At 68.9% G+C, this 21,105-nt stretch carries 16 protein-coding genes; 5 read left to right on the top strand and 11 right to left on the bottom strand.

The features are described 5' to 3' along the window. Positions 1–8 precede the first annotated feature (8 nt). Positions 9–1,577 carry a beta-N-acetylhexosaminidase gene (locus AB0M14_RS21485; RefSeq protein ID WP_364997565.1) on the bottom strand — a complete coding sequence of 523 codons (1,569 nt, stop codon included), beginning with the start codon at positions 1,575–1,577 and terminating at the stop codon, positions 9–11. Positions 1,578–1,701: 124 nt separating this feature from the next. Between AB0M14_RS21485 and AB0M14_RS21480 the strand changes: the two genes are divergently transcribed. Beyond that, entirely contained in the window at positions 1,702–2,076 is a 375-nt protein-coding gene (locus tag AB0M14_RS21480; protein ID WP_364997563.1) for a PLD nuclease N-terminal domain-containing protein, read from the top strand. A gap of 63 nt (positions 2,077–2,139) precedes the next feature. On the opposite strand, the gene purH is transcribed toward AB0M14_RS21480, so the two are convergent. The 6 genes from purH to sucC all read right to left on the bottom strand — a co-directional run bounded on the left by purH (position 2,140) and on the right by sucC (position 9,552). After that, the gene (purH, locus tag AB0M14_RS21475; RefSeq protein ID WP_364997561.1) at positions 2,140–3,714 is read right to left on the bottom strand and encodes a bifunctional phosphoribosylaminoimidazolecarboxamide formyltransferase/IMP cyclohydrolase; all 1,575 of its coding nucleotides are present in this window, start codon (positions 3,712–3,714) and stop codon (positions 2,140–2,142) included. After that, positions 3,707–4,327, bottom strand: coding sequence for a phosphoribosylglycinamide formyltransferase (gene purN, locus AB0M14_RS21470; protein WP_364997559.1), 621 nt, complete (start codon positions 4,325–4,327; stop codon positions 3,707–3,709). Before purN ends, purH begins: the two co-directional genes overlap by 8 nt. A 170-nt stretch (positions 4,328–4,497) precedes the next feature. Continuing rightward, on the bottom strand, positions 4,498–6,114 hold the full coding sequence (locus AB0M14_RS21465; protein WP_364997557.1) for a DUF6350 family protein: 1,617 nt from the start codon (positions 6,112–6,114) through the stop codon (positions 4,498–4,500). Positions 6,115–6,245: 131 nt separating this feature from the next. Next, a complete protein-coding gene (locus AB0M14_RS21460) occupies positions 6,246–7,271 on the bottom strand; it encodes a DUF5336 domain-containing protein (protein WP_364997555.1) in 1,026 nt (341 codons plus the stop codon). 184 nt (positions 7,272–7,455) lie between these two features. After that, the gene (gene sucD / locus AB0M14_RS21455) at positions 7,456–8,358 is read right to left on the bottom strand and encodes a succinate--CoA ligase subunit alpha (RefSeq protein ID WP_364997553.1); all 903 of its coding nucleotides are present in this window, start codon (positions 8,356–8,358) and stop codon (positions 7,456–7,458) included. Between the two features lie 27 nt (positions 8,359–8,385). Further along, positions 8,386–9,552: an ADP-forming succinate--CoA ligase subunit beta gene (gene sucC / locus AB0M14_RS21450; RefSeq protein WP_364997551.1), complete on the bottom strand. Its 1,167-nt coding sequence runs from the start codon at positions 9,550–9,552 to the stop codon at positions 8,386–8,388. A gap of 525 nt (positions 9,553–10,077) precedes the next feature. Between sucC and AB0M14_RS21445 the strand changes: the two genes are divergently transcribed. Further along, on the top strand, positions 10,078–11,316 hold the full coding sequence (locus tag AB0M14_RS21445; RefSeq protein ID WP_364997549.1) for a M23 family metallopeptidase: 1,239 nt from the start codon (positions 10,078–10,080) through the stop codon (positions 11,314–11,316). 66 nt (positions 11,317–11,382) lie between these two features. Then, complete coding sequence (locus AB0M14_RS21440; protein ID WP_364997547.1) at positions 11,383–12,048, top strand: nucleoside/nucleotide kinase family protein; 666 nt, start codon at positions 11,383–11,385, stop codon at positions 12,046–12,048. A 3-nt stretch (positions 12,049–12,051) separates the two neighbouring features. Here the strand turns inward: AB0M14_RS21440 and pgi are convergent, their stop codons facing one another. Next, positions 12,052–13,689: a glucose-6-phosphate isomerase gene (gene pgi, locus AB0M14_RS21435; RefSeq protein ID WP_364997544.1), complete on the bottom strand. Its 1,638-nt coding sequence runs from the start codon at positions 13,687–13,689 to the stop codon at positions 12,052–12,054. Between the two features lie 133 nt (positions 13,690–13,822). Here pgi and AB0M14_RS21430 point away from each other — a divergent pair, with 133 nt between their 5' ends. Continuing rightward, positions 13,823–15,277: an NAD-dependent succinate-semialdehyde dehydrogenase gene (locus AB0M14_RS21430; protein ID WP_364997542.1), complete on the top strand. Its 1,455-nt coding sequence runs from the start codon at positions 13,823–13,825 to the stop codon at positions 15,275–15,277. 71 nt (positions 15,278–15,348) lie between these two features. Here the strand turns inward: AB0M14_RS21430 and AB0M14_RS21425 are convergent, their stop codons facing one another. Continuing rightward, a complete protein-coding gene (locus AB0M14_RS21425) occupies positions 15,349–15,642 on the bottom strand; it encodes a chorismate mutase (RefSeq protein WP_194815952.1) in 294 nt (97 codons plus the stop codon). A gap of 390 nt (positions 15,643–16,032) precedes the next feature. Between AB0M14_RS21425 and pcrA the strand changes: the two genes are divergently transcribed. Beyond that, a complete protein-coding gene (pcrA, locus tag AB0M14_RS21420; protein ID WP_364997539.1) occupies positions 16,033–18,672 on the top strand; it encodes a DNA helicase PcrA in 2,640 nt (879 codons plus the stop codon). Positions 18,673–18,679: 7 nt separating this feature from the next. Here pcrA and AB0M14_RS21415 read toward each other — a convergent pair whose 3' ends face one another. Next, on the bottom strand, positions 18,680–20,059 hold the full coding sequence (locus tag AB0M14_RS21415) for a DUF1731 domain-containing protein (protein ID WP_364997537.1): 1,380 nt from the start codon (positions 20,057–20,059) through the stop codon (positions 18,680–18,682). A 97-nt stretch (positions 20,060–20,156) separates the two neighbouring features. Continuing rightward, positions 20,157–20,837: a M23 family metallopeptidase gene (locus tag AB0M14_RS21410; RefSeq protein ID WP_364997535.1), complete on the bottom strand. Its 681-nt coding sequence runs from the start codon at positions 20,835–20,837 to the stop codon at positions 20,157–20,159. Positions 20,838–21,105 lie beyond the last annotated feature (268 nt).

The raw sequence follows: 21,105 nt of genomic DNA, 5'->3' as shown, positions 1-21,105 counted from the left end.
CCGGCGCGTCAGGGCAGCGGCTCGGCGATCGCGTCGGACAGCGCGGTGAACTCGGCGTAGCCGGCCGGGTGTCGCGGACCCCAGGTCTTCTGTGCCATGACGCGCAGCGGCACGGTGATCGACACCGCGATCTGGTCCGGGGTCTGCACGGTCGGGTCGTCGCACCAGACATGCAGGCTCGCACCGAGATTGGCGGCGTTCTGCCGCGCGTCCAAGCGGCTGCCGTCCACGAAGACCGCGGGATCCCACAGCTCGTAGCCCAGCACCGGCGGCTGATTCGCGATCGCCGCGGCCGGACCGCCCGCCACGTAGTAGGTGGGCAGGAACGCGGCGTTCTTCACCTGATGACCGGCCGCGATGAGATCCTGTGGCGTCCGGGCGATTCCGAAGAACGGCAGCGGCAGCTGCGGCACACCGGCGCGGCTCCAGTAGTCGAGCACGATATCGCTGCCGATGGTCAGCGTCCCGGCCCCCGTGTGCAGGCCGTCGTTCCAGATCCGCGGGCGCTTGCCGTGCGCGCGCACGATGTCCGCGCCCCAGTTGATCAGCCCGAGGAAGGCGTCCACCGGTTGCGCGTGTGGCCCGTAGGTGGCGCGGGCGTAGGCCCCCAGCTGCGGATAATCGTCGTAGCCGCGCACTTTCAGGCCGTCGAGCAGGAACTCGTCCGCGCCGAGATGCCAGTAGCGGCCGGGGAACAGCGGCAGGAACTCCTCCAGGATGTCGCGCATCAGGTCGTAGCTGCGCGGGTCGGAGATGTCGATCGCGGCCTCCGACGCGACGCCGTCCGCGCTGCGCAGTTTCAAGTCCGGGTGAGCGGCGAGAATGCCGTTCATATGCCCGGGGAAGTCGACCTCCGGCACGATCTCGACCTGATACCGCGCCGCATAGGCGACCAGATCGCGGATGTCCTGCTTCGAATAGTGCTGGGGTGCGGTGATTTCCGGACGCCGGGCGCTTTCCAGCCGGAAGCCGAAACTGTCCGACAGGTGCAAGTGCAGCATATTCAGCTTGAGCATGCCCATCCGCCGGATCTGCGCTTGCAGCATCGGCACCGGCATGAACTCCCGGCCCACGTCCAGCATCAGCCCGCGCTCGGCGTAGTCGGGCCAATCCGTCACGACGCCACCGGGAATCGTGGCGCCGCGGCGCAGCAGTTGCAGCGCCGAACGAGTCGCGTAGAACGCGCCGGACTCCCCCGCGCCCTGGAGATCGAGGGTGCCGCCCACCGAGATCCGGTAGGCCGCGGGCGTATCGGGCGCATCGGGGACCGCCGCGATCCGCAGCACGATATCCCCCGCGTCGCCCGACGCACCCGCCTGGGCCTCGACGTCTTTGCCGGTGGCCGCACGCAGTCCGGCCGCGAATTCCGTCGCGGTCTCGCGCAGGGTCGCCGCGGCGTAGCGCACCCGCGCGTGCTCGCCCAGCGTGAACTCGCCGCCACCCGCAGCCCAGCTCTTCAGCGCGGGCACCGTCTGCGGTACCGCCGCCCCCGCGCCCGCCGGCTGACCGCCGGCCGCGACCGTCGCCAGCGCCAGCGCGCCGATCACCACGAACCGCGTCACCGCGCCCTTGATCATCCGGCCAGCCTACGAAACACACAGCTCCCGGCGGCGCGAAACGCCCTGGTGCGCGCCATTCTCGGGTCTGATACGGTACGGCGCGTTGTGCGCCCGCGGAAGTTGCGGTGCGAGGAGGGGAAACATGCCTTATGCCGTTGTCGGTCTGATCACGCTCGCCCTCTGGGTGTACTGCCTGATCGACGTCATCATGAGCCCGGATACCGAGGTCCGGCAGTTGCCGAAGGGCCTCTGGCTGCTCATCATCATTCTGGTCCCGACCATCGGGGCCATCCTCTGGCTGCTGCTCGGCCGCCCGGTCGACGCGAAGCCGCGCTCGACCACCCGGTACGCCGAGTACGACCGCCCGGGCCGCTACGTGCCCCAGAATCCGGACGACGACGAGGCCTTCCTGCGGCAGTTGCGGGAACGGGCCGAGGCGCAGCGTCAGGAAGCCCGCCGTCAGGAGGATGCCCGGCAGACCGACCTCGATCGCCGACGCCAGGCGGGCGAGGAGTAGTTCCACCGATTAAGCCGAACGCCACGCCGGACCTGGTCCGGCGTGGCGTTCGAGGTTTACGGGTCAGTGCGCGAAGTGCCGGGATCCCGTGAGGTACAGGGTGATTCCGTGCTCCCGGCACAGCTCGATGGTGTCCTTGTCCCGGATCGACCCGCCCGGGTGCACGATGGCGCGGACCCCGGCGGCGACCAGAATCTGCGGACCGTCCGAGAACGGGAAGAAGGCGTCGGACGCGGCTACCGAGCCCTTGGCCCGGTCACCGGCGCGCTCGACCGCCAGCTTGCAGGAGTCGACGCGGTTGACCTGACCCATGCCGACGCCGACGGCGGCGCCCTCGTGGGCCAGCAGGATCGCGTTGGACTTCACGGCACGGCAAGCGCGCCAAGCGAATTCGAGATCACGCAGCGTCGCCGCGTCGGCGGCCGCACCGGCGGCGAGGGTCCAGTTGGCGGCGCTGTCACCCTCGGCGTCGAGGATGTCGCGCTGTTGCAGCAGCGCGCCGCCGCTGACCGGACGCAGTTCCGCGCCCTTGCGCTGCGCGGGCGCGGCGGTCAGCACGCGCACATTCTTCTTGCGCTGCAAGACTTCCACCGCGCCGTTGGCATACCCCGGGGCCACGATGACCTCGGTGAAGATCTCGGCGACCTGCTCGGCCATCTCGACCGAGACCTCACGGTTGGCCGCGATCACGCCGCCGTAGGCGGAGACCGGGTCGGTGGCGTGCGCGCGGCGATGCGCCTCGGCGATATCCGCGCCGATCGCGATGCCGCACGGGTTCGCGTGCTTGATGACGGCCACGGCGGGCTCGTCGAAGTCGTAGGCGGCGCGCCAGGCGGCATCGGCGTCGGTGTAGTTGTTGTACGACATCTCCTTGCCGTGCAACTGCTGTGCCTGCGCCAGACCGGCCGGGCCGCCCTCGCTGACGTAGAGCGCGGCGGCCTGATGCGGGTTCTCGCCGTAGCGCAGCACGTCCTCGCGAGTCCAGGTGCCGCCGATCCAGGCCGGGAACTGATGCGCGGCTTCGGATTCCGGCGCGGCGGCGGGGACGGCCACGTTGGTCATCCAGCTCGCGACGGCCACGTCATAACTGGCGGTGTGCTGGAAAGCCTTGGCCGCCAACGCGGTCCGCTGGGCCAAGGTGAAGCCGCCGGACTGCACGGCGGCGAGCGCCTCGGTGTAGTCGCCGCTGGCGACGACCACCGCGACCGACGGATGGTTCTTCGCGGCGGCGCGCACCATGGAGGGGCCGCCGATATCGATCTGCTCGACGCACTCGTCGATGGACGCGCCACTGGCGACGGTCTGGGTGAACGGGTAGAGGTTCACCACCACCAGCTCGAAGGCTTCCACGCCCAGCTCGACGAGCTGATCGAGGTGATCCGGCTTGCGGGTGTCGGCCAGGATGCCGGCGTGCACGCGCGGGTGCAGCGTCTTGACCCGGCCCTCCAGGGTCTCCGGGAAACCGGTCAGGTCTTCCACCTTCGTCACCGGGATACCGGCGGCGGCGATCTTGCCCGCCGTCGAACCGGTCGACACCAGCTCAACCCCGGCGGCATGCAGGCCGGTCGCGAGCTCGACGAGCCCGGTCTTGTCGTAGACGCTGATAAGCGCCCGCTTGATCGGCCTGCGGCTACTCATTGGGTATTACTGCCTTTCGTCCGTCGGAGACAATGCCTCGCGTCGCGACGGCGGCGACAACCTCCGCCAGCAACCGTCGCTCGACAACCTTGATGCGCTCGTGCAGGCTCGCCTCGTCATCGGCGGGCAGCACCGCGACCGCCTCCTGGGCGAGGATCGGCCCGGTGTCCACACCCGAATCGACCAGGTGCACCGTCGAACCGGTGACCTTCACCCCGTAAGCGAGCGCGTCGCGCACGCCGTGCGCGCCCGGGAACGCGGGCAGCAGCGCGGGATGGGTGTTGATGATCCGGCCGCCGAACCGTTCCAGGAACGTGGGGCCCAGGATCTTCATGAAGCCGGCCGAGACGACCAGATCCGGCTGATATTCGCTGACCGCCGCCGTCAGCGCGGCATCCCACGCAGCCCGGTCTGCGAAGTCCGGCAGAGCGGCCTTGAAGTGCGGGACGCCGGCGGCTTCGGCGTGCTCGGTCGCGGCGCAGTGCCGGTCCACGCCGACCGCGACGATCTTCGCCGGGAAATCGGCGGCACTCGCGGCCTCGAGCAGGGCGCGCAGCAGCGATCCGGTGCCCGAGGCGAGCACGACGACGGTGGCCGGTGCCGCGGTGGGCACCCACGAGGCAGTCGAGGACGCTAGAGCTTGCGAAGTCGACGGGGTGGGTACGCTCAGGGCTCTACTCCTGCGAATCGGTGGGAGGGCGGGCAACCTGACTGCCGCCGTCGTAGAGCCTAATGGTGTCGGTCAGCTCACTTTCGACCGGTCACTACCCCGCGGGCCGCGGCCTAGCGGCTGCGGAAGTACGGGCGCGGATCCGGGTCCGGGTCGGTCTCCTGGGTGTCGACCACCTCGGCGTCGACGATGTCGGGAGCGGTGGTGGCGCTTGCCGACTCACTCGTCACCGGAATCTCGGCCTCCTCCTCCTCGACGACTTCGCCGTCCACCTCGACCTCGAGATCGGGACCGTCGTAGTCCGGGTAGTCCTCGTCGTAGTAGTCGTCGTCGTCGTGGAAGCGGCCCTCGGGATCGTCGTCGTAGTAGCTGTCGTGCTCGTCGTAGGCGTGCTCGTCGTACTCGCCTTGTTCGTCGTAGTAGCTGTGGTCGTCGTAGTCCTCGTCATATGCGGCCACCGGCGCCGGTTTCGCGAGCCGCGGCACGGTCCCCACCGGAACCACGAACCAGCGCGTGAACATCAGGCCGACGTAACCGGCGAGCGCCAGCCAGCCGAAGACCAGCAGCCCGAAGACCGGCAGTTCCAGCCCGACCCGGCCGAAGCTGCCCAGCACGCCGCCGCTGATCCCGGCCAGCAGCGTCAACGCCATGCTGGTCAGGGCCGCGGAGGTGAGCGTCGCCCACGGCGCGGTGACCTGATCGGGCGAGGTGCGCCCGCAGTCCAGGCCGTTGAGCGCGCCGAGCGCCGCCGGGATCAGCAGGAACACCAGCCACCAGGTCGCCGCGGGACCGGACGGCAGCGCCGCGAGCACCGGCACCGCCGGAATCGGGCCGCCCACAACGGAGAACAGGCCGATCGACGCTTCGCCGAACTGCGCGCCCGCGCCGACCAGCACGCCGACCGCGCCGAGCACCACGTTGGGCAGATAGGCCAGCGACAGCACCGTCAGGCCGAGCACGCCCACCGCGTTGCCCGCGGCCCGGTAGGTGTCGTCGATGCGCGACCAGTGCAGCAGGAACGACAGCACGGTCACCGCGGCCCCGGCCGCGAGCAGGCGCAGCGTGGTGCGGCGCGCGGCATAACCCGCGGAGATCACCCACTCGGGCAGATCCAGCCGCGAAACCAGCTGGTGGCCGGTGCGACTCGCGATGCCGGCCGCCGCCGCGAGCAGTTGCAGCAGGAACACCCAGCCGAAGGCGGCCAGGGCGTTCGGCGGTTGCAGCGCGACCACGCCGGAGGCGTCCTCGGCGACGGCCGAGCAGACGGCGGTGACCAGCAGCGGGCCCGCCACCGCGGCCCCGGCCAGCCAGATGAGATCGGCGCGGGAACTGTCCGGTTCGACCGCACGCTGGGTTTCACGCCAGGTCAGCCACAGCACCAGGCCGGTCGGCAGCAAGGGCAGCAGCCCCAGCTGGGTGCTGCCGATCACCAGCGGAACCTGATGCGCCGCAAGCCAGCTCGCCGCGATAGCGCCCGCCGTACCGGTCAGGCCGCTGCGCGCGGTCAGCAAGGTCGCGAAAACGAGCACGGTCATCGCGGTCAAGGTCAGTGCCGCCGGGCGCGCGGCCACCAGCAGCAGGGCCCGCCCGCGTTCCGGGGTCAGCGCCAGAAAGGGGCCGTCCGCACCGGTATCGGGCTTGCGCGACCTGGCCGAGCGGGCGCCGCGCGCGGTATCGCTCTCCTCGGCGCCGCCGGTCCAGCGCTCGAGGCTGTTTCTAGATGAGCTCATGACAATTCAGCGTCGCATCTCTGGAACTCCGAGCGAGCCAGGCGCGCCGGGAGGTGCGGGCAAGGGGCATGGAAACACAGAGCCGGTGCCCGCCAAAGAAGTTGGCGAGCACCGGCTCCGCGGTTCAGGTACTACTGCTGCTGGTCATCCGAGGGACGGAAGGCGCGGGTGGCCTTGTTGGCCGGATCCTCGCCCTGCTCGCCGCCGAACGGCTGACCGGCCTGCCCCGGCTGCTGACCGTAGGACGGCGTGCTGCCGTACTGCTGCTGACCGGCCTGCGGGCTGGCGAAGTGCTGGGTCGCGCTCTCGTCAGGACGCGGCTGCTGGCCGTAGGGCGAACCCTGCTGCGGCGCACCGTAACCGGGCTGCTGGCCGTAGGACGGCTGCTGCTGACCGTAACCGGCCTGCTGCTGACCCGGCTGGCTCTGCTGGCCGTAGGACTGGCCCTGCTGACCGTAGGACGGCTGCTGCTGGTACTGGCCGCCGGTGGAGCTGCCGTAACCGGCCTGGCCGCCCTGCTGCCCGCCGAAGGACTGCTGCCCATACGGCTGACCCGCCTGGCTCTGGCCGCCGAAGGACTGCTGGCCGTAACCGCCCTGCGGCGCACCGTATCCGGCCTGCTGGCCCTGCTGGCTCGGCTGGGCCGGCTTCGGCGCGGGCGCCTTCACGATGCCCATGGCGAACAGCACCACCGCGGCGGCCAGCCCGGCCTGCACCAGGCCGAGGAACAGCAGCACCCACGCGCCGATTCCGGTGTCCAAGCCATTCGGGAGGCTGAAAGCCTGGACCGCGACGCCGAGGAAACCCGCCACCGCCGCGGCAGCCGAGATCGCCTTCCAATTCTGCTCGGGCAGCAACGACAGCCCGGCGAGCAGACCGCTGAACAGCAGCAGCCCGAGCGGCCCGGCGAGGCCGATCTGGAAACCGCTGACTCCCTCATCCATCACGGACGCGTAGGGCAGGAATCCGAGCAGGAAGTTCAGCGCACCGAGCGCGGCGACACCGATCAGCAGGAAGAACGGAAGTCCCTTGCCCTCGGACCCGGAAGCGCTCGCACCTGAGCCGCCGCCACTGGCCGCTTGGCCGAGGTTGCTTGTGCTTGGTGCGGAAGGCGTTGCGGGTGTGTTGTACCCGGAGCCCCCGGTCGGGTATGACATGTCGTCGTCTCCTAGGTCGATCGTTTTCTTGCTTAACACGTCTGGAACCGTTCTTGACGCTACTGCACTCGTCCGCTGAGGTCACCCTCAACCAACCGGACGCCTTGCCGAAACGCCGAATACAAAGGCCGCCCTCAGGTTCTGAGAGCGGCCTTCGTACATTTCTCGCGAATCAGGCTTTGATCTAGCCCTTTTCCAGGATCTCGCGCGCCAGGGCGGCGGTGGCGGACGGCGTCTTGCCGACCTTCACGCCCGCGGCCTCGAGGGCCTCCTGCTTGGCCTGCGCGGTACCGCCGCCGCTGGAGACGATGGCGCCGGCGTGGCCCATGGTCTTGCCCTCGGGCGCGGTGAAGCCCGCGACGTAGCCGACGACCGGCTTGGTCACGTTCTCCTTGATGTAGGCCGCGGCCCGCTCCTCGGCGTCGCCGCCGATCTCGCCGATCATGACGATGAGCTTGGTCTCCGGGTCCTTCTCGAACGCCTCGATGGCGTCGATGTGGGTGGTGCCGATGACCGGGTCGCCGCCGATGCCGATGGCGGTGGAGAAGCCGAAATCGCGCAGCTCGTACATCATCTGGTAGGTCAGGGTGCCGGACTTGGAGACCAAGCCGATCGGGCCCTTGCCGGTGATGTTGGCCGGGGTGATGCCGACCAGCGCCTCACCCGGGGTGATGATGCCGGGGCAGTTCGGGCCGATGATGCGGGTCTTCTGGCCCTTCTCCACGTTGTAGGCCCACGCGTAGGCGGAGTCCTGCACCGGGATGCCCTCGGTGATGACCACGAGCAGCGGAATCTCCGCGTCGATGGCCTCGATGATGGCGTCCTTGGAGAACTTCGGCGGCACGAAGGCGATCGACACGTCCGCGCCGGTCTCCTTCATCGCCTCTTCGACGGTCGCGAACACCGGCAGCTCGACGGCGTTGCCGTCGGCGTCGGTGTGCGACACCGTGGTGCCGGCCTTGCGCGCGTTCACGCCGCCGACGACCTGGGTGCCGGCCTTCAGCATCAGCGCGGTGTGCTTGGTGCCCTCGCCGCCGGTGATGCCCTGGACGATGACCTTGGAGTCCTTGTTCAGGAAGATAGACATTCTCTGTTTGTCCTTACTCGGCCGTCGTTAGCGGGCGGCAGCCAGTTCGGCGGCCTTGTCGGCGCCTTCGTCCATTGTCTGCGCCAGCGTCACCAGGGGGTGGTTGGCATCGGCGAGAATCTTGCGACCCTCCTCGACACGGTTGCCGTCGAGGCGCACGACCAGCGGCTTGTTCGCTTCGGCGCCAAGGATTTCCAGCGCCTTCACGATGCCGTTGGCGACCGCGTCACACGCGGTGATGCCACCGAAGACGTTCACGAACACACTCTTGACCTGCGCGTCGCCCAGGATGACGTCCAGGCCCGCGGCCATCACCTCGGCCGAGGCGCCGCCGCCGATGTCGAGGAAGTTGGCGGGCTTGACGCCGCCGTGGTTCTCGCCGGCGTAGGCGACGACGTCCAGGGTCGACATGACCAGACCGGCGCCGTTGCCGATGATGCCGACCTCACCGTCGAGCTTGACGTAGTTGAGGTCGTTCTCCTTGGCCTTGAGCTCGAGCGGGTCGGTCGCGTCGAGGTCGGCGAACTCGGCGTGGCCCGGCTGCCGGAACTCGGCGTTCTCGTCCAGGGTGACCTTGCCGTCGAGGGCCAGGATCTCGCCCTCGGGGGTGCGCACCAGCGGGTTGACCTCGACCAGGGTGGCGTCTTCTCCGATGAAGACCTCCCACAGCTTCTGGATGGTCACGGCCGCGGCGTCGAGCACCTCGGCGGGCAGGTGGCCCTGCTCGGCGATGGAACGCGCGAATGCGAGATCGACGCCCTTGACGGCGTCGACGGGAACCTTCGCGAGGCGCTCGGGGGTCTTCTCGGCGACCTCTTCGATCTCCATGCCGCCTTCGACCGAGCACATGGCCAGGTAGGTGCGGTTGGACCGATCCAGCAGGAAGGAGATGTAGTACTCCTCCGCGATGTCCTTGGCTTCGGCGACAAGGATCTTCTTGGTGATGTGGCCCTTGATATCCAGGCCGAGGATGTTCGAGGCGTGCTCGAAAGCGTCCGCCGGAGTGGCGGCGTACTTCACGCCACCGGCCTTACCGCGGCCGCCGACCTTCACCTGGGACTTGATCATCACCGGCTTGCCGATTTCCTCGGCGATGGCGCGGGCGTCTTCGGCTGTATCCGTGACGCGGCCCTCGGACGAAGGCACTCCGTGCTTAACGAAGAGCTCCTTCGCCTGATATTCGAAGAGATCCATGTACTCACCGTCTCGTCTGCGTTGCTATGACAACGTCTTTGTTGGCGGCCCGACGTCGGAAGCGGGTCGGCTCGGACTTTAACCAGTCACATGGAAGGCCAATCGGCCACGTTCATCGTAAGTGGCGCAGGTCACGAGCAGATCAGCGGCGCGAAGAAACCGCTGGCCAAGGCTACCGACGAGTAGCTTGTTGACGCCGCGCCAGGTTAGACAGGACATCCCGCCCGTCGGCGCGTGTGTACTACGCAATGTCGTCGATTAACCTCACCAGGGTGCCCTGCGCACCGTGAGACCTAACGTATCGTTACCGTGATCAATCTCACATGTTTGTACCGATCGGGCGCAACGCTTGCGGACCCTGCAATCGTTTCGTTACCGTCATTGCGGTCGATGTCACAACTCGGTCACAACCAGGAGGACGGCAAGCTTGACGCACAGCAGCACTCCACAGGTTCACCGTTCCCTGTGGGCGCCGGTTCCTCCCCGCTCCACCAGGTCCAACCGCTTCACGATGTGGCATCTCCGATGAATCATCGCTCCACCTTCGCTTCCGGAAATCGCACTCGCTCGGGACATCGTTATCGTGACGACAACGAACCCTTTGCCGCCGTAGCCGATACCGGTCACCGCTCCTTCCCGTCGTCGAACAGCCGGTACGCCGCCGCGGCCCCCGCCGCCGAGCCCGCACACCAAGAGCAGTACGACGACTACGCCGCCTACGACAACGGCGGCTACGAGAACAACGCCTGGGCCACGAACAACGAGTGGGCCGAGCAGGATTCGTGGTCCGACGGCGGCGCCTGGGCGTCCAACGACAACTGGGCCCCCGCTGCCGACAACGCGTGGTCGCCGGAACCCGAGCACAATTGGGCGCCCGCCGCGGACGAATCCTGGACGCCGGAACCCGAGAACACCTGGGCCCCGGCCGCCGAGGACGAGTGGGTGCCCGACGCCGGCGCGAACTGGACTCCGGACACCGGTGAATGGGCCCCCGAATCCACCGAACTGCCCGCCGTCACCAAGCCCCGCCGCGGCGGCGCGCACCGGATGCCCGCACCGCCGGCCGCCCTCAAGGGCCGCGCCGCGGTCGTCGCGGTCGCCGCGGGCGCGGTCGTCGCCGCCGGCCAGTGCGCGATGGCCTCCCCCGAACAGCCCTCGCAGAGCATCGATTACGAAGCCTCCGGCCAGATCCACGAGATCGCCGCACAGTCGGTCAGCCTGGAAGAGCCCGGCGCCTCCGCGGTCGCACCGCAGGTCCTCAACGTCTCCGCGCCCACCAACTTCGGTCAGTTCTCCGACATTCTGGAGAAGGGCCGCAAGTACGCCGAAGAGCTCGCCGCCGCCGAGGCCGCGAAGCTGCGGCCGCTGTTCGCGAAGTTCGCCGCGGGCAACTACACCTCCGGTTACGGCGCGCGCTGGGGCGTCCAGCATCTGGGCATCGACGTCGCCGGTCCCATCGGCACCCCGATCTACGCGGTCGCCGACGCCACCGTGATCGAAGCGGGCCCCGCCGCCGGCTTCGGTATGTGGGTGCGGCTGCTGCACGACGACGGCACCGTCACCATCTACGGCCACATCGACACCGCGACGGTGTACCAGGGGCAGCGCGTCATGGCCGGCGATCAGATCGCCACCATGGGCAATCGCGGCTTCTCCACCGGTCCGCACGTGCATTTCGAAGTCTGGCTCAACGGCGTCGACAAGGTCGACCCGGTGCCGTGGCTGGCCACCCGGGGCATCGGCCTCGGTGTCCAGCGCGATTGACGCCGCGGCGCTGAATCGCCGTCACAACAACTGATTTCGGGGCGGCCCGCGAGTAGCGTTGCCGGAATGACGGCGATGTCGTGGGGCCACCTGGCGGAGCGGGTATTGGCAGCCGCCGGACCGGATCGGTACCTACTCGGCGTCGCGGGGCCGCCCGGAGCCGGGAAATCGACATTCGCGGCAGGTTTGCGAGATGCCATCAACACCCGGGCGGGCGGGCCGGTCGCGGAGGTCGCGCCGATGGACGGATATCACCTGTCCAATGCCGAACTCCGCGCGGCGGGCAACCTGACGCGCAAGGGCGAACCGGATACCTTCGATGCCGCCGGGTTCGTGCAGAACCTGCGCCGGCTGCGAGACGAGCCGCTCGGCGCGCCGGTACCGTGGCCGACCTTCGATCGCAGGGTGGACGAACCCACACCCGGCGGCATCGTTTTCGCGGACCAGCGCGTGATCGTCGCCGAGGGCAACTATCTGCTGTTCGATGATGCCGAAGGGCAGGAATGGTCGGCGGTGCGCAAGTTGCTAGACGAATGCTGGTACCTCGACGCCGACCGGCGACTGCTGGAGAAAAGACTGCTGCGCCGCCACATTCGCGGGGGGCGCACCGTCGGCGCCGCCCGGCTGAAGGTGCATGACAGCGACTTTCGCAACGCCGACCGGATCGCCGCCACCCGCGGCCGCGCGGATCTGGTGCTGCGCGGCCATCAGGGGCGGTACTACCTGGAGTAAGGCCTAGCGGTTGTCCCGGTACCAGCCGATCAGCGCGTCGGTGGAGGAATCGCCCTGGGCGGCGGGCGCCTCCGCCGAGGTGAGCAAGGGCGCCAGCTCGAGGGCCTGCTGCTTGCCGAGTTCCACGCCCCACTGGTCGAAGCTGTCGATGCCCCAGATGGTGCCCTCGACGAACACCTGATGCTCGTAGAGGGCGATGAGCTGGCCCACCACCGACGGGGTCAGCTGCGGCGCGAGGATGGTGGTGCTGGGGCGGTTGCCCGGCATCACCTTGTGCGGCACCACCTTCGGGTCGGCGCCCTCGGCGGTGATCTCCGCGGCCGTCTTGCCGAAGGCGAGCACCTTGGTCTGGGCGAACAGGTTGCTCATCAGGATGTCGTGCATGCTGCCGGTGCCGTCGCGGGTCGGCAGATCGTCGGTGGGACGGGCGAATCCGATGAAGTCGGCCGGGATCAGCCGGGTGCCCTGGTGCAGCAGCTGGTAGAAGGCGTGCTGGCCGTTGGTGCCCGGTTCGCCCCAGAAGATCTCGCCGGTGGAGGTGGTGACCGGGGTACCGTCGGCGCGCACCGACTTGCCGTTGGACTCCATCGTGAGCTGCTGCAAGTAGGCGGGGAAGCGGGCCAGGTCGTTCGAATACGGCAGCACCGCACGCGATTCCGCGCCGAAGAAGTTCGAGTACCAGACCCCGAGCAGGCCGAGCAGCACCGGCGCGTTCTGTTCCAGCGGCGCGGTCGCGAAATGCTGGTCCACCGCGTGCATTCCGGCCAGGAACTCACCGAAGCGTTCCTTGCCGATGGTGGCCATCACCGAGAGCCCGATGGCGGAATCGACCGAGTAGCGCCCGCCGACCCAATCCCAGAAGCCGAACATGTTGGCGGTGTCGATGCCGAATTCGGCCACCCGATCGGCATTGGTGGAGACCGCCACGAAGTGCTTGGCGACGGCGTCCTCGCCGTGCGCGGCCACCAGCCAGCGCCGGGCCGCGGTCGCGTTGGTCAGCGTCTCCAGCGTCGAAAACGTCTTGGACGCAACGATGAACAGGGTTTTCGCCGGATCCAGGCCGTGCAGTTTCGCGACCAGATCGGCGGGGTCGACATTCGAGACGAAGCGCGCGTCGATGCCCGCGTCGGCGTAGTGGCGCAACGCCTTGTGCACCATGTCCGGGCCGAGGTCCGAGCCGCCGATGCCGATGTTCACCACGGTGGAGATGCGTTCACCGGTCGCGCCGCGCCACTGGCCCGAACGCAGCGCGTCGGTGAAATCGCCCATGCGACGCAGGACTTCATGCACTTCGGTGTCCGCGTCGGCGCCGTCGATGGTCAACGGCTCGCCCGCGGGCAGGCGCAGCGCGATATGGCCGACGGCGCGGTCCTCGGAAGTGTTGATGTGCTCGCCGCGATACATCGCGTCCCGGCGGCGCGCGACGCCGGCTTCCTCGGCCAATTGCACCAGCAGGTGCAGGGTTTCCCGGGTGATCCGGTGCTTGCTGTAGTCGATGTGCAGGTCACCGACCGCGACGGTCAGCTCCCGACCACGTGCCGGGTCGTCCGCGAAGAGCTCTCTGAGGTGTCGCTCGGCGACGCCGTCGTAGTGCTCGTGCAGTTTCCGCCAGGCCGCCGATGCGGTGATGTCGCTGCTCACGTCTGCCGAGGTTACTGGCAGCCCTACCATCGCGCACGGGAACCACCCGCCGGAGCAGGTGGGGATGCGCTGCGGCACAATCCGCGTCGGGTTTCGGCGGCTTCCGGAAGTCGCCGCGGCCTAGGCTGGGCGCATGGTGTCGAAGAGCGAACTTCTGCAAGCCGTACCGACGCAGCTGTGGATCGGCGGGCCCGTCGACGCCACCGGCGGCGCCACCTTCGAGGTGCACGATCCAGCCACCGGTGCGGTGCTCACCCGGGTCGCCGACGCGACTCCCGAGGACGCGATGCGCGCCCTGGACGCGGCCGAGGCGGCGCAGGCCGGCTGGGCCGCCACCCCGGCCCGGGAGCGCGGCGAGATCCTGCGGCGGGTCTTCGAACAGCTCACCGCCCGCGCCGAGGAATTCGCGCTGCTGATGACCCTGGAAATGGGCAAGGCGCTGCCGGAGAGCCGCAACGAGGTGCGCTACGGCGCCGAGTTCTTCCGATGGTTCGCCGAGGAGGCGGTGCGGGTGCACGGCCGCTATCTGCACGCCCCATCCGGCACCGGCCGGATCATGGTGCACAAGCAGCCGGTCGGGCCGTGCCTGGCGATCACGCCGTGGAACTTCCCGCTGGCCATGGGCACCCGCAAGATCGGGCCCGCGCTGGCCGCCGGCTGCACCATGATCGTCAAGCCCGCCTCGGCGACGCCGCTGACCATGCTGGCGCTGGCCCAGCTCTGCGCCGAGGCCGGGCTGCCGGAGGGGGTGCTGTCCGTGGTCACCACCAGCCGTTCCAGTGCCGTCACGCAGCCGCTGCTCGACGATCCGCGGCTGCGCAAGCTCACCTTCACCGGATCCACCGAGGTCGGTAAGAAGCTCGTCCAGCAGGCCGCGAACGGCTTGCTACGCACCTCGATGGAGCTCGGCGGCAACGCGCCGTTCGTGGTGTTCGACGACGCCGACGTCGACGCGGCGGTGCAGGGGGCGATGCTGGCGAAGCTGCGCAACGGCGGCGAGGCCTGCACGGCGGCCAACCGCTTCCACGTGCAGAACGGGGTACTGGAGGAATTCACCACCAAGCTGGTGGCGGCGATGTCCAGCCAGGTGCGGCTGGGCCCCGGCACCGACGCGGACACCACCCTCGGCCCCCTGATCAACGAGGACCAGCTGAACACGGTCACCGAACTCGTCGAGGATGCGGTCGAGGCCGGCGCGCAGGTCCGCCTCGGCGGCAAGGCGCCCGGCGGACCGGGCTGGTTCTACCCGGCGACCATCCTCACCGAGGTTCCGCCGCACGCCCGCATCCTGCGCGAGGAGGTGTTCGGCCCGGTCGCGCCCATCATCGGCTTCGACACCGAACGCGCCGGGCTGGACGCCGCCAACGACACCGAATTCGGCTTGGTCTCTTACGTTTACACCCGCGACCTGGACCGGGCCCTGCGCATCGCGGAGAGCTTGGAATCCGGCATGGTCGGCGTCAACCGCGGCGTCATCTCCGACCCGGCCGCACCCTTCGGCGGCGTGAAGGCCTCCGGCTTCGGCCGCGAGGGCGGTACCGAGGGCATCGAGGAATATCTCTCGACGAAGTACATCGCCCTCACCTGAGCACAAAAAACAGCCGCCCCGGGGTGCATGAACACCCGGGGCGGCCTGGGGGAAACGGTTGTCCCGCTGGATCAGTGGCCGAGGCGGCCGCGGCCGAGACGCAGCAGCAGCATGGCGAGGGTGTGGCCTTCCTGGCCGAGCTCGCTGAAGCGTTCCAGCACCTTCATTTCGCGGCTGTGCACCAGTCGCGGGCCGCCCGACGCCATCCGAGTGCGGCCGATGATGCGCGAGACTTCGGTGCGGCGCTTGATGGCAGCCAGGATCTCGGCGTCGAGCTGGTCGATCTCCTTGCGGAGCTTGTCGATCTCAGCCTCGGTCTGCGGGAGTGCCGCATCGGAGCCGTGCGTCGTGGCAGGGGTGCTCATCATTCATCTCCTCGTGTCAGAACATGGATCGGCTGGCGCGCGCGGGCTGTTACCGTCCGCTCCGGTTCTTTCACCCGTGATTAGACCTGGTGGTCTTCCATCGTCCCCCCGGAAAGTGCGCTCAGCTACCTGAATCGCGTCCGGCGGCGATACCCGGCTGGTAACCGGTGCGGCGTAGACGCGGTGGCGCAAATCATGTCGCCAGTCTGCCACGGGTCCGAAGCAATGCAAAACACTTCTATTTGTGAATCTGCGAGCCCCGGAAGCGACCGGTTTCCCGGCCCGACGGCACATTGCGTTCACTAGATATTAGCCATCGGCGGGAGGGCACCCTGGACGCGGGGCCGGGGCTTCTGCCTTGTCGGTGCCCGCCGGTAGCGTGGATGGGCAATGGACATCACGGTGGCTCCTCAGACTCAGGCCGGGCGTAACCGGCACTCCGACGCTCCCCAGAACGCGCAGGTCGATACCGGTCCGGCCGGGGCGCCGGGGTCGCTCGCCGCGCAAGCACAGCGCCGGGCCGACGAGCAGGAGCTGCGCCGGACCGAGCGGGAACAGCGCCGCACCGAGGAGGCCGAGCGGCTGCTGGAGGGCCTGAACCCGCAGCAGCGCGCCGCGGTCGTGCACACCGGTGCGCCGTTGCTGATCGTGGCGGGCGCGGGCTCGGGGAAGACGGCCGTCCTCACCCGGCGCATCGCGTATCTGCTCGCCGCCCGCGGCGCCACCCCGGGCCAGATCCTCGCCATCACGTTCACCAACAAGGCTGCCGCGGAGATGCGGGAGCGGGTCACCGGCCTGGTCGGACCGCGCGCCAACAACATGTGGGTGTCGACATTCCATTCCAGTTGTGTGCGCATCCTGCGCATGCAGGCCGGGCTGCTGCCCGGCTTGAATTCGAATTTCTCCATCTACGACGCCGATGATTCCCGGCGGTTGCTCACGATGATCAGCCGCGACTTCGACATCGACACGAAGAAGTATTCGGCGCGGCTGCTGGCCACCGCCATTTCCAATCTGAAGAACGAGCTGATCGATCCGGTCCAGGCCACCGCCGACGCCGAAACCGATGACAGCGGCGAATTGCCGCGACTGGTGGCGCGGGTCTACACCGAATATCAACGTCGGCTGCGCGCGGCGAACGCGCTCGACTTCGACGACCTGATCGGCGAGACCGTCGCGCTGCTGCAAAAGCATCCCCAGGTCGCCGAGTACTACCGGCGCCGCTTCCGGCATGTCCTGGTCGACGAGTACCAGGACACCAACCACGCGCAGTACGTGCTGGTGCGCGAACTGGTCGGCCATCACGGCCGCCCGGAGCTCGACGATGTCGACGCGGGCGCGGCCGCCGCGGACCCGGATTTCGAGCCGGTGCGCCGGGACGAGGCGGTACCGCCGAGCGAGCTGTGCGTCGTGGGTGACGCGGATCAGTCCATCTACGCCTTCCGCGGCGCCACCATCCGCAACATCGAGGAATTCGAACGCGACTTCCCCGACGCGGAAACGATTCTGCTGGAACAGAACTACCGCTCCACCCAGCACATCCTGTCCGCCGCCAACGCGGTCATCTCGCGTAACGAGAACCGGCGCGACAAGAAGCTGTGGACCGATTCCGGCGCGGGCGATCTGATCGTCGGCTATGTCGCCGACAACGAGCACGACGAGGCCTCGTTCGTGGCCCGCGAGATCGACCGGCTGGTCGACCAGGGTGACGCGAACTACAGCGACGTCGCGGTGTTCTACCGCACCAACAACAATTCGCGGGCGCTGGAAGAGATCTTCATCCGGATGGGCCTGCCCTACAAGGTGGTCGGCGGCGTCCGGTTCTATGAGCGCAAAGAGGTCCGCGACATCGTCGCCTACCTGCGGGTACTGGAGAACCCGGACGACGCGGTGAGTCTGCGCCGCGTCCTGAACACCCCCCGCCGCGGCATCGGCGACCGCGCCGAAGCGTGTGTGGCGGTGCACGCCGAGCAGCGCGACATCGGTTTCGCCGCGGCGTTGCGCGACGCCGCGGACGGCAAGGTGGCGCTGCTGAACACCAGGGCGCAGCGGGCCATCGCCGGATTCCTGGATCTGCTGGAGGAGATCCGGGCGGCAGGGGTGCAAGCGGATGCGGACTTCCCGGATGTGGGCAACGTGGTCGAGGCGGTGCTGGACCGCACCGGATACCGCGCCGAGCTGGAAGCCTCCGACGATCCGCAGGACGGCGCGCGGCTGGACAACCTCAACGAATTGGTGTCTGTAGCGCGGGAATTCAGCTCCGAGGCGCACAACAACGCCGAGGCCGCCCGCGCCGAGGGCATGCTGCCCGAAGCCGGCGAGGGGGAACCCGACCCGGGTTCGCTGGCCGCGTTCCTGGAGCGGGTCTCGCTGGTCGCCGACACCGACCAGATCCCCGACGAGGGCACCGGCGTGGTCACCATGATGACCTTGCACACCGCCAAGGGCCTCGAATTCCCGGTGGTTTTCGTGACCGGCTGGGAGGACGGGCAGTTCCCGCACATGCGCGCGCTCGGCGATCCCGCCGAACTCGCGGAGGAGCGCCGCCTCGCCTACGTCGGCATCACCAGGGCCCGGCAGCGGCTGTACCTGAGCCGGGCGATCATCCGTTCGGCCTGGGGCCAGCCGTCCCAGAACCCGGAATCCCGTTTCCTGCAGGAGATCCCGGGCCACCTGATGGATTGGCGTCGGCTGGAGCCCGCGCCGTCACCGGTGACCCGCGGTTTCCGTCGCCGCGGTGACGACGACGGCCTGGAGCGGGATTGGACTCGCGGCGACGGCTGGTCCTCGGACAGCCGCCCCGGCGTGCAGAGCCGCGGCCCGCGCCGCCCCGCCCCCGGCGGTGCGTCGCCGCGCGGCAACAAGAACCTTGTGCTCGCCGTAGGTGATCGGGTCACGCACGACAAGTACGGTCTCGGCCGCGTGGTCTCCGCCGATGGCGCGGGCCCCTTGGCGACCGTGCTCATCGACTTCGGCGAGTCGGGCAAGGTCCGCTTGATTCCGCAGCACAGCCCGCTGGAGAAGCTCTGACCTGCGCTCAATGCGGTAGAAGGTCTGTCAAAGCCTCGTCGAGGGTCGGGTACTGGAAGTTGAAGCCCGCCTCGCGCAGGACCTTCGAGGTGGCGTGCCGGCCGGTCAGACCGAGGGCCGCGTCGGTGCGCAGGACTACCGCACCGATGGCGAGCATCGCGGCCGGAGTGGGCGGGGCCGGTGGACGGTGTAGCTGCCGGCGCAGGGTGGCCATCAGGTCGCGGTTGCGGACCGGGAAGTCGGTGGCGGCGACCAGGATTCCGTTCGGGAGGGCGAGGTCCGGGTCGAGGCCGAGGGCGGCGCGGACGATCGTCAGCCAGTCCTCGACGTGGATCCAGCTGAACCATTGGTCGCCGCTGCCGACGCGGCCGCCCAGGCCGGCCTTGGTGAGTTGGGCGAGCCGTTTCAAGGCCGGAGCTTGCGGGTCGAGCACGATGGAGGTGCGCAGGATGGTCCAGTGCTCGGCGTTCGCGCCTTCGAAGGCTCGCTCCCACGGCTCGGCGACACCGGTCATCTGAGGTAGCCCGGTGGGCAGCGGAGTGGTTTCGGTGCAGCGGGTTTCGCCCGCGTCCGACCAGATCGCGGTGGTGCTGGCCTGCAACCAGTAGTCGATCGGCTGTGGCAGCGTGGCGGCCGCCGCGACCAGCGCGGCGGTGGAATCGACTCGGCTGCTGCGGAGTTCGGCGATATTGCGTTCGGTCGGGCGGCAGTCGACGAGCTTGCCCGCCAAGTTGATCAGGGCCGTCGGGCCCGGATTACGCAGCGCCGCAACCCACTCGCCGACGGTCTTGCCGTCCCACTCCACCTGCTCGAACGGCAGCGCCGGATCGCGGCGCCGGGTCAGGATGACCGCACGGTATCCGCGGCAGGTGAGATCGGCGGCGATCTGCTTACCCAAAGCTCCGGTGCCACCGGCGATTACGGTGGTCAGCCCGGATTCCGCGGGTGCGATGCCGGCCAGCCGCGCGAGCCGGGCGAAGCACACGCGGGCGTCGCGCTCCAGCAAGGTGCCGACGACCGCGCGGGCGACCGGCGCGGAAGGCCCGCTGAAGGTCAGCTCCTGCGCGATCTCGGTGCCACCGTCCCGCGGCGTCAACGTCCAGGAAATCCGCATCGTCCCCGCGGGTTCCGGCTGCTCCAGCGTCAGTTGCCGACCCGGGACCACCGCGGTGATCGTGAACGGCTTCGCGAACCGCCCGTGCACCGCCTCGTTGGCGCGCCCCCTCGGCAGGTAATCCCCCGTCGTCCCGACCGCGACCGGCCCGTGCAGACGCACCGAAACGACGCCCCGATTCCATTCCGGCCACCGCTGCAGGTCCCCGGCAACGCTCCACACCGACTCGGCGGGCAGAGCGATGAACTGCGTGTACTTCGTTGTACGTGCCATGTTTCCGACGCTAGACCGCACCTGCCGAAGCTGAGTGCAAACCGTGCGCCGGATCACCGCGTGCGCTCGGTCACGGCGCGCACGCACAGATCCGGCCCTAGCCGCGTTCGGGGCCGAGGCTGATACCGCGGGTGGCCAGCCATGGGAGCGGATCGATGCGTTCGGTGCCGTGCAGCCACACCTCGAAATGGCAGTGCGGGCCCGTGGATTCGCCACGATTGCCGACGGTCGCGATCTCGTCGCCCGCCAGGACGCGCTGGCCGACATCGACCAGGGCGGTGTTGATGTGGCCGTAGACGGAGACGGTGCCGTCGTCGCCGAGCACTCGGACCCACATGCCGAAGCCTTCGGCCGGACCCGCGCTGATGACGGTGCCGTCCTCGACCGCGAAGATGGGCGTGCCGATGGGCGCGGCGACATCGACGCCGCCGTGCAGGACGCCCCAGCGCTGGCCGTAGCCGGAGCTGAAGATGCCGGTGGCGAACTTCGTGAACAGCGGGCGCAGGGCGGCGTCGTGTTCGGCTTGCAGGTGCTCGGCGAATTTCTCGCCGTTGTGCAGGACGTCGCCGAACTGGCCGAGCTCGGCCGGTGCGGCTTCCTCGAGCAGCTCGGATTCGACACTGGGCGCGACCGCGCGGGGCTGCGCCATGGCTTGGTATTGCAGTGTGTCCGCGGGCTTTTGCAGGTCACGCCAGAGGTGACCGGCCGAGACCAGCGCGCCCGCCGCCATCGCGACGGCGACAGCCCGGCCGCGCAGTGCGTGTGGCGGTGGCGGCATCCGGTGCGCGCCGCGTCTGCGGGGACCCGGATCTGGCTGATAACTGGAAGATCGCTCTTGCTCGTCGAACCACTGCGGCCGCACAGGCTCGGGCCGGGCGTGACGGCGTTTGCCGTGGCGGCTCACGACACCCCTCGCGAGCGGTCGATCGCATGTCCGAAATGCAAAGAATCCCCAGCTATTTCAGCACTGTCCGCACACATCGAGCTCTGTCGTCCTCCGGGTCGCGTCGGCCTGCGTGGTCGTTAGCCAACCGAAGGTAACGAAC

This window comes from Nocardia sp. NPDC051832 (assembly GCF_040681285.1).
In the GTDB taxonomy this organism is placed as follows: domain Bacteria; phylum Actinomycetota; class Actinomycetes; order Mycobacteriales; family Mycobacteriaceae; genus Nocardia.
This window is presented reverse-complemented; position numbering and strand designations above follow the sequence as displayed.